General features: G+C 40.2%; 10 protein-coding genes. All 10 read left to right on the top strand.

Features of this window, described 5'->3' with window-relative positions; all coding sequences use genetic code 11:
- Nucleotides 1–119 precede the first annotated feature (119 nt).
- The 10 genes from BM398_RS03135 (at nucleotide 120) to BM398_RS03185 (ending at nucleotide 13,043) form a co-directional block, all read left to right on the top strand.
- A complete protein-coding gene (locus BM398_RS03135; protein WP_092336373.1) occupies nucleotides 120–887 on the top strand; it encodes an ABC transporter ATP-binding protein in 768 nt (255 codons plus the stop codon).
- On the top strand, nucleotides 880–2,958 hold the full coding sequence (locus tag BM398_RS03140) for an FtsX-like permease family protein (protein WP_092336374.1): 2,079 nt from the start codon (nucleotides 880–882) through the stop codon (nucleotides 2,956–2,958). The genes BM398_RS03135 and BM398_RS03140 overlap by 8 nt, the downstream gene beginning before the upstream one ends.
- Nucleotides 2,879–4,174 carry an erythromycin esterase family protein gene (locus tag BM398_RS03145; RefSeq protein ID WP_092336375.1) on the top strand — a complete coding sequence of 432 codons (1,296 nt, stop codon included), beginning with the start codon at nucleotides 2,879–2,881 and terminating at the stop codon, nucleotides 4,172–4,174. Before BM398_RS03140 ends, BM398_RS03145 begins: the two co-directional genes overlap by 80 nt.
- A 284-nt stretch (nucleotides 4,175–4,458) precedes the next feature.
- Nucleotides 4,459–5,301: a DUF3431 domain-containing protein gene (locus tag BM398_RS03150; RefSeq protein ID WP_175531818.1), complete on the top strand. Its 843-nt coding sequence runs from the start codon at nucleotides 4,459–4,461 to the stop codon at nucleotides 5,299–5,301.
- Nucleotides 5,302–5,536: 235 nt separating this feature from the next.
- Nucleotides 5,537–6,805 (top strand): hypothetical protein, encoded by a 1,269-nt coding sequence (locus BM398_RS03155; protein WP_092336377.1) that lies wholly within the window; start codon nucleotides 5,537–5,539, stop codon nucleotides 6,803–6,805.
- Between the two features lie 3 nt (nucleotides 6,806–6,808).
- Nucleotides 6,809–7,972 (top strand): MFS transporter, encoded by a 1,164-nt coding sequence (locus BM398_RS03160; RefSeq protein WP_092336378.1) that lies wholly within the window; start codon nucleotides 6,809–6,811, stop codon nucleotides 7,970–7,972.
- A gap of 219 nt (nucleotides 7,973–8,191) precedes the next feature.
- The gene (locus BM398_RS03165; protein WP_175531819.1) at nucleotides 8,192–8,953 is read left to right on the top strand and encodes a MerR family transcriptional regulator; all 762 of its coding nucleotides are present in this window, start codon (nucleotides 8,192–8,194) and stop codon (nucleotides 8,951–8,953) included.
- Nucleotides 8,954–9,591: 638 nt separating this feature from the next.
- Entirely contained in the window at nucleotides 9,592–10,359 is a 768-nt protein-coding gene (locus tag BM398_RS03170; RefSeq protein ID WP_092336380.1) for a response regulator transcription factor, read from the top strand.
- Between the two features lie 131 nt (nucleotides 10,360–10,490).
- Nucleotides 10,491–11,435, top strand: coding sequence for a sensor histidine kinase (locus BM398_RS03175; RefSeq protein WP_175531820.1), 945 nt, complete (start codon nucleotides 10,491–10,493; stop codon nucleotides 11,433–11,435).
- Nucleotides 11,436–11,840: 405 nt separating this feature from the next.
- On the top strand, nucleotides 11,841–13,043 hold the full coding sequence (locus BM398_RS03185) for a glycosyltransferase (protein WP_092336383.1): 1,203 nt from the start codon (nucleotides 11,841–11,843) through the stop codon (nucleotides 13,041–13,043).
- Nucleotides 13,044–13,055: the final 12 nt, after the last annotated feature.

A 13,055-nucleotide genomic window follows, 5' to 3' on the forward strand; every position in this document is an offset into this window, starting at 1 on the left:
GTAAGCCAAAGAAAGGGTATTGCATTTCCCTTTTTGTTATTATGATATAGGTTTCAAAAGTCACAAATGCGTACATCACGCCAACACAAACACAAAACAATAACTTGGAGGATAATAAAATGCCGGTACTTGAAGTTGAGCACGTAAAAAAGATATACAAGACAAAAATGGGAATAGATTCAGTCACAGCTCTTAAGGATGTGCACTTTAGCGTAGAGAAGGGCGAGTTCGTTGCAATTATGGGCGAGTCCGGAAGCGGTAAGACAACTCTTTTGAACATTCTTGCAAGTCTTGACGTTCCGACTGCAGGTAAGGTCCTTGTAAACGGCAAAGACTTCTCGGCTCTTAAAGACAACGAGAGAGCGATCATGAGAAGAAACAACCTTGGATTTATCTTCCAGGATTTCAATCTCCTTGATAATTTCACGATCGAGGACAATATAAAACTTCCGCTTGTTCTTGCAGGCGAAGACCACAGAACAATGGACGATAAGGTTGCACCTCTTGTAAAAGAGCTTGGAATTGCGGATCTCATTAACAAATATCCTTACGAAGTTTCAGGCGGACAGAAGCAGAGAACGGCAATAGCAAGAGCACTTATCACAAAACCTCAGATACTTCTTGCAGACGAGCCCACAGGAGCACTTGATTCAAAGGCCGCTACAAACCTGATGCACCAGCTTCGCGATATTCACATGAGCGGACAGACAATCCTTATGGTAACTCACAGTAATGTTGCCGCAAGCTACGCAGACAGAGTTATGTTCATAAGAGACGGCGAAGTGTTTCACCAGATCTATAGAGGAAATCTTAAGAGAAGCGAAATGCTTGATAAGATCTGCGATGCAGTTACGGTACTGATGAGAGGAGGAGAGGACAGTGAATAACAACTTGCTTACAAGACTGGCGTTTACGGGACTTAAGAATAATAAGAAGACAGTAATTCCTTATATTGCCTTGTGTTCCGTTACAATTACTGTTTTTCATATATTGTTGTCATTGGTGAACAGTAAGTTTCTTATACAAAATGGAAATCCGGCATTTTATGGAGCAGATTTTCTTCGTTTCTGCATGACGATAGGCTGTATAGCTGTTGGAATATTTGCGGTAATCTTTGTTTTCTACGGAAACAGTTTTGTAATGAAATGTCGCAGAAAGGAAATTGGTCTTTACGGCGTACTTGGACTTAGTAAAAAGAATGTTACTTTTGTCATGTTAATCGAGAGTCTTGTTCAGAGTACATGTTCAATAGGGGTTGGTATTTTTGCAGGAGCTTTTTTGAATAAGATTTCAGTCCTTTTTCTTTTCAAGATTGTAAAGCAACCATTTGTGAAAGGACTGGATTTTTCGCTTAAAGCAACGCTGATCACACTTGTATTTTTTATGGTTATTTTTGCGGTATGTTTTATCTACAATATTCTTACTGTTAATATGGCAAATCCGATATCAGTTCTTAAGAGTGAGAATGTCGGAGAAAAAGAGCCTAAAGTAAAGATTATATTGCTTATTATCGGTGTTGCCGCAATTACTTACGGTTACTATATGGCTCTTACAGCTAAGAGCACCCTGGTTGCAATGACAAGTCTTTTTAAAGCGATAGTACTTGTATCTGTGGGAACATATGCACTTTTTATATCCGGAAGTATTTTTGTTCTGAAAATGCTTAAAAAGAATAAGGATTATTATTACAAAACAAAGCATTTTATAAGTGTTTCAAATCTTATGTTCAGGATGAAACATAATGCTGCGGGACTTGCGTCTATATGTATTCTTTCGACGGGAGTGATTCTGTTACTTGTTTGTACTTCATCACTTATGATGCTTGGTGAGCAGAATATTGATATCATGTATCCCCACGATGTTACTATAAGTATGGCATCTGATGGTGGTTTATCTTTGGAGGAAGTAGGAAAGGCAGTTGATGAAGCACTTGATAAATCAGGTATTGAAGCCGAAAACAGGCGTGATGAAAGATATAGTGTTTGCTTTGGCGAAATGACAGAAAAAGGGATTGAGCCGGATTGTTTTCCACGTGAAGATTTAAGCAATACATGTTGCATATATATGGTGACTTTGGATGATTATTATCTATATACCGGAGAGAAAGAGATTCTTAGCCCCGGAGAGATTTTACGATACAGTACAGATAATAAAGTAAAAGAGGGTGAGAGCTTTTCGATATTCGGAAAAGAGTTTTATGTAAAAAAGAGCATAGATGGAAACGTTTTAGGGGATGATGATACGTATGACGATTTTTGTGACGTTGAATATATAGTTATTGCAAATGAAGCAGAAAAAGATTTGATAATTCAAAATAATCCCGATGTTCCCAATTTGTCCGCTACACTTAAGTTCTCGTTTGATGTAGGTGAAAAAACTACTGATGAACAGATACAGATTTTAAAAGATGAGATAAATGAAAAGTACGGATTAAAAACCTTTTCTTATAAAAACGAGGAAAGAGACTTGTTTTACAGTCTTTACGGCGGAGTTTTCTTCGTTGGAATATTCCTCACGATACTTTTCCTTATCGCGACAGTTATGCTCATTTTTTACAAGCAGATGTCTGAAGGTATGGAAGATAAAAAGAGATTTGAAATCCTGTCAAATGCAGGTCTTTCAGATAAAGAGGCAAGGGGAGTAATAAAGAGTCAGGTAATGCTCATGTTCTTTTTGCCGGTATGTACTGCAATCGTGCATATGATGTTTGCAAGCAAAATCTTAAAATTGTTTATGGGTATGATCCTATATGTCAAAATGTCTACTTTTTGCTGTGCGATTGCAATAGTCTGTCTGGTGTTTTTGTTAATTTATACACTTGTTTACAGAATTACTTCAAAGCAATACTACAACATAGTTTACGGGGAGAATAAGTATAATGAAAGTATTAAAGAAAATCGCGAAAGTTTTGTTGGTAATTATAGTTATGGTGAGTGTGGCTCTGGTAATAGGGCTTAACTACAAGACGGTACTTGCAAGTCACAAGATCAAGGAAGTTGTTGATGCGGCGGTTCCCGTTGAAGGAATCGAGATTCCGGATAACGTTCAGATCGTTGGTCTTGGAGAAGCAAGTCATGGAAGCAAAGAGTTTCAGGAGTCCAAGCTTGAAATGCTTAAGATGCTTGTGGAAAAGAAAGACTATCGTGCGATCGTGGTTGAAGCGGATTTTGGTGATTGTCTTGCCGCAAATGCCTATGTTCAGGGCGGCGACGGAGATGCAAGAGAAATCGTGAACAATATGAGCTTTACAATCTATCACACCAAGGAGATGGCGGATATCCTTGATTGGATGAAGCAGTATAATGCTTCGGCACCTGAGGATAAGAAACTTAGATTTTACGGATTTGATATGCAGAATCCCGATCAGGGCATCAAATTCCTTTTTGACTACATTGCAAAGAGCACAATAACAGGCGCAGATCTTTCCGCTACAAACTTGCTTATCGATGAAAACAGGACAGAACCTTTATCAGACGATCAGAGGAATAAGGTAAAGAGCGAGATGGCTGAACTTAAGTCGGCTATTGAAGGTGCTGCCGGAAGCGAACACGATTTTGATACAATATGCGCTCTTAAGATTACTGACAATGTATGTACCGCAATGGACTACGGAATGCAGGATACTCAGGAAATGACCAATTTCAGGGACGCTGCAATGGCTGAGAACGTAAGCTGGATCCTTGATCTTGAAAAAGAAATCGGATCAGGCAAGATAATGCTTGCGGGACACGACGGCCACATTGCAAAGAAGGGTCAGAGCATGTTTATGAAGGTCACAATGGGCGGCGTTCTTAAGGAAAAATACGGAGATGCATACTACAGCCTCGGAACAGATTTCTTCAAGGGAAAATCCAATATCAGAGTTTATCTCGGAGGCCCCGGTGAATATAAGCGTAAGGACTATTATGTGACAACAGCTGATCCTATTGCTTATCAGGCTAAGTATGTTGACGGAAAGCGTTTCTTCCTCGACTTTGGATCTTTTTCACCTGAAAACAACGCTAAGCTCCATTCTCTTGTGAACTCTAAAGTTTCAATGGGGTCTCTCGGAGAAGGCTTTTCAGGAATATATTATCTTATGCATTCAAGTTATCGTGTTGAGATGGCACCTACAGATCTTTATGACGGAATGATATTCTACTATGAAGTGGGAGCGATAGATCCACAATATTAAATTTGTTGTTTCCGAATATATCAAGGAGGAGCAATGTGCTTAACGGTGCATTGCTTCTTTTTTATTTGATAGGAATCGCTTCGCTATGGATGTGAGTGATGCGAATATGGGAAAGATTGTTGCAATGTTAACGAATATTGACTAAAAGTTAACTATAAATTATAATTTACGAATAATATTTCATAGTGATGAAGATATGAAATGCGAGACGTTACATGATGTATTATCGGGTTGATAAAAAGAGGGGAAATCGACCGTGCTTTAAAAGGAAGGATAGAAATATTTTGAACAGGACGGACACTTTTTTTCTTGTGCACAATTATAATACTGTGCCGGAGGAACTGATCGAATATTGCAACGATCACCTTATAATCGATTGTTCGGATGACGGAATGACACCTGATAAGCTTAAGGCTGCAGGCTACAATTTCATTCATGTTGAGAATACCGGACACAACCTTACAAGTTATTTTCATTATTTTATAGATAACTACGATAATCTTCCTGAGTTTGTGGCTCTTTTGAAGGGCAACATTATAGGAAGACATGTTTCAAAAGAGTTTTTTGACCGAGTTTACAACAACAAATGGTTTACGTATCTCTATCAGGACAAGAAAATGTGGGAGAGGTACAAAAAAGGCGGCGATGAGAATTCAATCGCTTCGCTTCTTTCGGAGGAAGGCTATATCGAGCTCGACAGCTCCTGGTACATGAATCAGAGTCATTCTTACAGGTACTTCTATGACATGGACGACTTCTACAGGTTTGTTTACAAGGATCCCGTTATTCCGAGATACTGTAATTTCAGTCCCGGAGGCTGCTACATAATAAACAGGGAGCAGATTCTAAAGAATTCCAAGACTTTCTACAAGAATCTGAACACCCTTATGGAGTACCGAAAAGAAGTAAACTTCCCGGCAGAAGCATACCTCGTTGAGAGACTGATGCCCTGGATATTCACTTCAAGATACGAAGTAAATCCCTGGATGGAAGACGAAGAAGAATTTGCGAATATGCTTGAGAAGTGTGAAAAGAGCGTAGAGAAGCACCGCTTGTGGAATAATCTGAGACTTAAGAGATTCAGACTCCTTCTTGGTGCAAAAGAGCCGGTTTTCCTTGAGGATTGAGAAAATCAAATATTGAAGATTGAAACTTCCTATATCTTAGCTGGTCGTAAATGTAGCAAAAATACTGAAATTACAGCCGAGCGAGGTACAGGAAGTTTTTTATCTGATAGTAAATTTTTTTTCTTAAAGTTTTTTCTTATTCTGCCGATATATATATGGAAACGGGGTACTATGGAAATCCGGATTTGGTTGGGGATTTCTTTTACACGATTCATTTAAAATATGGAGGTAGGTTATGAAAGTTCAGCAGAACACGGATGTTCAGATGAGTAATGTTCAGAACCAAGATTATTTTTCAAAAAATAACGCAGAAACTCCAAAAGGAAAAGGGAAAGAAAAAGATAATACTCAGTCGATATCGGGGGCAGATCTTACAGGGGAAAGTCTTGTCGTACAGAGAAGAAAAATTGCCAGAAAGCAGGCGCTTAAAGTTGTAGCGGATGCTTTTAAAGTTGAGCTTGGAATCGATGCACAGCTTAAGAGCATCAGAGACAAAATACACAGTTTAAACGACGAGCTAGCCGTAGTTAAAGAAAATGCGCGAGACAGAATAAAGTCCATGATGATAGGATTTGGCGTCGATCCCGAGAGCGAAGAAGCCAAAAGAGCAATGGATATTGCGGATGAAGTCATGGCACATCCCGAAGAATATATGAAATATAAGTTTCCGCAAATTGTTGAAGTAGAGGAAGCGGAGCAGCAACAGGAGCAGAGCCACGATGAAATTGTTATAAATAAAGTCGATGCAGATGGAAATATTATAGAGGAACGTAGCTTAGATAAAACTGACATAGATGAAAATAACATAGATAAAAATAACATAGATAAGGACATTGCGGATGAAGATGACATAGGTGAATCAGGGCTTAGTCATGAAAAAATCCGTAAATTTGAGGTGGTATCCGATCTGACCGAATTCCAAAAAGCAGTGGTAGATAGCCTTGAAACAGTGGTTAAAGCAATCAAGAGTCTTAATGATGAAATCACACAGAATGTTCTGACTCATAAGGCTATAAAGATTAAACGCGCAGAGTCTCTCAACATGCTGAAAGCACAGAAGGAGGCCGAGAAAATTATGGATACTTCCACAAGAGAAGTAATCGAAATTCTTGCAAATGAAGCCGTAAACCACCTTGACGAAGAAGAAAAAGAGCGCGAAGAAGAGGCCAAGAAAGCTGCGGAAGAAAAGAAAGAAGAGAAGAAGGAAGAAGCCAGAAAGCTTGAAAAAGAAGCAATGCAACAGGAGATGATCGCCAATATAAGAGAACATGCTGAATTGGGCGAGAAGACAAGCGCTGATGTGAAAAAAGCTATCGCAAGAAGAGAGCGTACGGAAGCTCTTTTGCTGGATCCCGATAATGTGTCTCAGAAGATAGTGATCCCCGATGCTACTTCACTTGAAGATGCGCAGAGTGCGGTAAATTCGGCAATTACCAATATCCTTAACAGTAACTTTCTTGTTACAGATGATATAAAGGGAAGCGCTGTTGATAATCAGGTATAAACTATGTATTCGTTATTATTGGCTGTAATTTATTTTATATTTGTAAGTCTGGGACTTCCCGATTCACTCCTTGGTTCGGGCTGGCCGACTATGCAGGTCGCCTTTGGCGTGCCCTCATCTTATGCGGGATATGTATCGATGTCGATTTCTTTTTTGACCATAATTTCTGCTCTGTTCAGCCCCAGATTTATCAGGAAATTCCATACAAAAAATATAGTGGTGTTCTCGATTTTTCTTTCAATCGTGGGACTCTTTGGTTTTTCTTTTGCAAACTCATATGCGATATTGTTTCTGTTTGCTATACCGTACGGCCTTGGAGCCGGCGCAATCGACGCTTCAATAAATCATTATGTTGCAAATAATTACCCGTCGTCCGTGATGAATTTTTTGCATTGCTTCTACGGAGTAGGAGCCGTTATAAGCCCTAATATCATGGCACTTGCCTTGAAGCATGCAAAGTGGAATCAGGGCTACAGATGGACGGCGTACATTCAGACGGCGATAATGATCGTGGTAGTGCTGTCTTTGCCTTTGTGGGCAAAAAATGATAACAAGACAGGCGAAGATAGTGTGCAATCAGTCGGTATCAGGAAAACAATTTTTGTTCCGGGTGTAATTCCCACGCTTATCGCATTTTATGCATACTGTTCCGGCGAGTGCACTTGCTTTCTCTGGACATCAAGTTATTTTGCGGGGACAAAAGAGGGACTTTCAGACGGAATGATCGCATCTTTCGGGTCACTGATCTTCGCAGGCCTCATGCTTGGAAGGCTGATCTCAGGCTTTGTGTCCGACAGACTGGGTGACAAGCTGCTTATCAGAGTCGGAATCGCGATAGAAATTCTTGGAATAATAATTATTATGCTCCCTGTTAGCGGATATGTTCTCGCGGCAGCAGGTTTTGTGATTATCGGAACCGGCATGGGGCCCGTCTATCCTTCGATACAGCACATGGCTCCCGAGAAGTTCGGCAAAGAATACAGCGCCGCCGTCATCGGCCTTCAGATGTCATCCGCCTACGTTGGCAGCACCTTCATGCCCACCGTTTTCGGAATCATCCAGCAGCATATCGGCATCGGGATTATGCCCGTGTATCTCCTGATCTTTGCGGTTCTCAACATCGGACTTCTTGAGTATTCATATAAAGTTTCGGGAAATAAGGCCTGAGCAAGTGAGCTTTATATTTGTTTAGACAGAGAAGCTGTTATACTAAATCAGTATGACAGCTTTTGCTGATTTATGGAAAAAAGTCTTGACTGTAAACCTTCTTTACAGCTTATAGTTTCGAAAAACGGACAATTGCATTTGGGATGTATTCAAATGAAAAACAATTTAATGCTATGTATCCGCTTTTTCAAAAACATGATTAATAAGGAGGCAGCACAATTGACAATCAAAGAAGTCGAGGAAATCTTAGAAGTTCCCAGAGCCACAATTAGATTTTACGAAAAGGAAGGGCTCATAAATCCGCAGCGTGAAGGCAATCGTTACAGGGATTACTCTTTAGAAGATGTTGAGCGCTTGAAGAAGATAATCATATTCCGCAAGGCAGGTTTGTCCGTAAGTGATATAGCAGATCTTTTTGACGGCGCAAGACCGGTTGATTCGGTATTTGCGGATAATCTTCAAAAACTTTGTGAGCAGATGAAAGAATTGCAGGGCTCAATAAATCTTTGCAAAAAAATAAAAGATGATTCGCTTGAAATAGATTCTTTTGACCCCGAAATATACTGGAACTACATTGAGGAAGAAGAAAAGAAGGGCAATGCCTTTCTTGATGTTGCCAAAGAGATCGCACATGAAGAAAAGAAGATAATAGCCGGAAAACTGGGCTGGAGCCTTGACAGAGACGGCAATATATATGACCTGAAACAGTGCGTCATCGGAACTACCTGCGCTATCGTACTGACCGGCGCGGTGTTTGGCTTGTTTAGCGGAAATTGGGGTATTGGCAATCTGAAGAAAGCCGTCAGATTCATAATCGGCATGATCATATTTGAATCTCTTTTTATGATACCGATATATATCCTTGGAAAAAAGCACCCCAAAATAGCACAGAAAAGGACTGGATACATGCTTTTGGCAATGTGCTCTTTCGCCGTGGTGCTGGTTCTTTTGGTAGTAATCTTGAACATTATTGGGGATTGAGAGCAAGAGACTTGGGGAATTGCCTAGATAGTACGTTTCGTTATAAGTTTGAACAATAAAAAGCCGGTAGCCAAGAGATAATGAGGCTAATGATGTCAGATGGGGGCAAATGAAAAAAAGGTCTAATGAAAAAGTTTATACTGACCATTCTTTTTAAAATGCTTATATGAGCAGGCGATTTTTGCCTCTTTAGAGAGAAAATCTGAAGTTTTCACTGCTTAAAACCCAAAAAGGGCAGAAAAGAGCAGTTGGCTCCGGACTTTTTCTACTGACCATAATGGATGATGATGGGATATGAGCAGTTGAGAAATTGAAAAATGAACTGCTCATAATTAAGGGACTATGCCAATGGTCAGGCATTATAGGCGAAGGGATTAGAAAAATAAAGGCAATGCCGGATTTTTTCACTGACTATAATGGATAATACATAAAAATGAGCAGATGAGACATAAAAAAATCCACTGCCTATAATTAAGAAAAATGTATATGGGCAGACAAGGACAGTTCTTTCAAGAAAGAAGACGATTGGCTAAAAAACTTCCCCTATAGCCAATCCCCCTTCTCTTGAAAGAACTTCCGCCTGCACAATTCACATAAGTAGCGGTATTGTGATAAAGTAGTTGGTAGGAGAAATAAACATGAATACAACGATTTTTTTGCTGGAAGACGATGATGCCATAGGTATGGGGCTTAAGTATTCGCTTGAGAAGGAAGGCTACGTGGTTGCGCATGCAACAACATGCGAAGAAGCGCGAAATAACTGGAAGCCCGATGAGTATGGACTCGCCATCCTTGATATAAACCTGCCCGATGGAAACGGCTACGATATTTGCAAGATGATTAAGAAGAGCGGCAATGTTCCTGTGATATTTCTGACTGCATCCGATGCGGAAGTAAATGTAGTCATGGGACTTGAACTTGGCGCGGACGATTATATATGCAAACCATTCAGAGTAAACGAGCTCATGGCGAGGATTAGAGCGGTTCTTCGAAGAAGCAGTGCTACGAATGCCAATAATCAAGGTGACAGCGGCCAAAGCGATAACACACAAAACAGCAATCCGGCGTTGAGAACAACAACCACCATGGCCACAGTAAAACTTGCCAACATCACCATATATACAAATGAAGCAAAAGTCACAAGACTAAAAAGTGGCACCGAAACCGAAGAAACAATCGAGCTCACAGCTCTTGAGTACAGACTTCTCCTTGCTTTTTGCAACAACAGAGGAATAGTTCTTTCAAGGAAATCACTTTTGGAAGACATGTGGGATGTCAGCGGCGATTTCGTGAACGACAACACACTCACGGTCTATATAAAGAGACTCCGTGACAAGATAGAAGAAGATCCGACAAATCCGCAGATCATTAAGACTGTTCGCGGACTCGGATATATTGTGATGTAATGGACCACAAACCCCGTCCCCAAGAGACCAAACCATGCTTAATGGACCACAAACCCCGTCCCCAAGAGACCAAAAACATGCTAAAAAATAAAGACTTCCGAAACTTAATACTCCTAGGTTTTGCAGGCACATTGATATTTTCACTATGTGCCTATATTTTTGCCGGCATAAAAGCCGTATTCTTAATTCTTATCTTTGGCGTGGCGCTCACAGCCTATTTTGCCCATATAACCAAAAAGCGCTATGAAGCATTGGAGCGCCTTAACGACTATCTGACACTTGTACTTGCAGGAGGAACGCTTCCTGAGACAGAAGAGCAGGAAGAAGGCGAAGTTTCAATACTTAGGACTAATATATACAAGGCAGCTTCAATTCTGAGTTTCCAGAATGAACTTTTGAAAAAAGACAAGGTAAGACTTGCCGATGCCATCGCGGATATCAGTCACCAGCTCAAAACGCCGCTCACATCAATGATGGTCATGAACGACCTGTTAAAGAGTGAGGACGATCCCGCAAAGAGAGAAGAGTTCCTTGCGACGCAGAGTAACCAGCTTGACAGGATGAACTGGCTGGTACAGACACTTCTTAAGTTGTCGAAACTTGACGCCGGAACAATAGAGTTAAAAAAAGAGGCAATCACAGCAAAAGACCTCATAGAATCTGCCCTCAAGCCCTTTGAAATTCAGATGGAGTTAAAAGATATTGAAACTAAAGTCGAAAGCACCGACATAACGCTTAATTGCGATATCAACTGGACTCTTGAAGCAATAAGGAACATCATAAAGAATTGCTTTGAGCACATGGAGGCAGGCGGAAGACTCGAAATAGAGACATCGGATACAAATCTTTTTTCACAGATAAAGATAAAAGATACAGGCTGCGGAATAGCTAAGGAAGACCTCCCACACATATTTAAGCGCTTTTACAAGGGGAAGAATTCCGGAAAAGACAGTGTAGGCATAGGTCTTGCTCTTTCAAAAGCGATAATGGAAGACCAGCACGGCGAAATTCGTGTAAGTAGCACCGAAGGCGTGGGAACGACGTTTGAGATACGCTTTTACAAGACAATAATCTGACAAATTTCATTTTTGATGATAAAATAATAGAAGAAAAACTTTTTTTCGATGGTTCTCCGGAGGGAAATCATCCGGTAGTTGAAGTAAGTGTTTTTGTGGGGTATGATAAAAATAAGTATATTTATAAACTCATTCCCAAAGAAACAGTTGCTGTTTATTGTGCGAAAATCCTTATTTTATGCGAAAAAGGCCGTAATCAATCCAAAAAAGTGGATATTATATGCGATTTTGGCGTTGTAACTGAAAAAAGTAAGGAAATCAGCGATAAAGTATTTGATTTACTGGAAGAAGACGGGTATCATAATTATACATGTTAAGCTCTGATGATAGGATTGCCGAAATCTGTTGTTTTGAGCTATCCAGTGTAAAAACATTGGATAAAAATATTTTATAAAGGAAACTGAAATGAGCAAAATCGCGATTTTTACAATGGGAACGCGTGGGGATGTTCAGCTGTATATCTATTTGGCAAGGAAGCTGATAGAAGAAGGAATCGACACAATTATTGGAACACATCCGCACTGGAAGGATCTTGTCGAAGAGGCAGGAGTAAAATTTGTTCCCATAGGTTCCAATATAAATATTGAGAGAGAAATGGCTGCGATAAGAGGCAACGGTACCAATCCCATGAGTGCAATGAGGGAGCAGGAATTTGTTGCTGACTTCTTCCAAAATGCAACTCATGATATTTTGAATGCTTGCAAGGGAAGAGATATGGTTATTGTAGGCCATACTATGATTGGTGCTGTAGAAGCCGAGGCCTTAGGTATTCCCACGATAAATGTAACGCTTCAGAAAGAATCAATTCCCGAGAAACTCAGACAGCAGACCGTTTCAGAGAAGGTTCTGGAGAATTTTGGATCTAACAGGGCAATAAAACCCTTTAATAATTTGAGAAAAATATATGGTCTCAGACCAATTAAATCTGTAGATGAGCTCTTTTCAGACAGGCTCAATCTTATGCCGATCAGCAGGACTGTTAATGACAGAAATCCTTACTGGGAAGCCAAGAACGTTGTTACAGGTTTTTGGTATGAAGATGATGTTGATTTTGTTCCCGATGAGAAGCTTAAGAACTTTATGGAAACAGGTGATAAGCCTGTAGTTCTGTCATTTGGTTCAATGTCCTATGAGGATGATGTTGTTGCTGATAAGCTTGATAAATTCATTAAGGCATTCGAAGCAACTGATACAAAGGTGATCATTCAGGGATTCCAGAAGAGTATAGCGACCAATTACAAGCTTCCTGACAGTATTATGTCATGCGGAGATGTTCCGCATAGCTGGTTATTTAGTCGTTCAAGATATGTTATTCATCATTGCGGCTTTGGCACTTGTGCTGCTTCCATGGTTTATGGGGTTCCGTCGATACCTATTCCGTACATGGCGGAGCATGTTAAGTATGCGATCAAGTTAAACGATCTCGGAATAGCGACCAAGATGGTAAAAGTTAGCAAAGTCAGCAAGAGAGCAATAATGGATGTGCTTGACGAAATGAATTCTTCATATTATTTCAAAAAAGAAAGAGCAGAGGAGATTTCTAAGAAAGTCAGAGCCGAGAATGGCTTGGATGACGCTGTACGACGTATAAAAGATGTTTTGCACTGATGGGCCGATTTG

It is taken from the genome of Butyrivibrio sp. M55, assembly GCF_900116865.1.
In the GTDB taxonomy this organism is placed as follows: Bacteria; Bacillota; Clostridia; order Lachnospirales; family Lachnospiraceae; genus Butyrivibrio.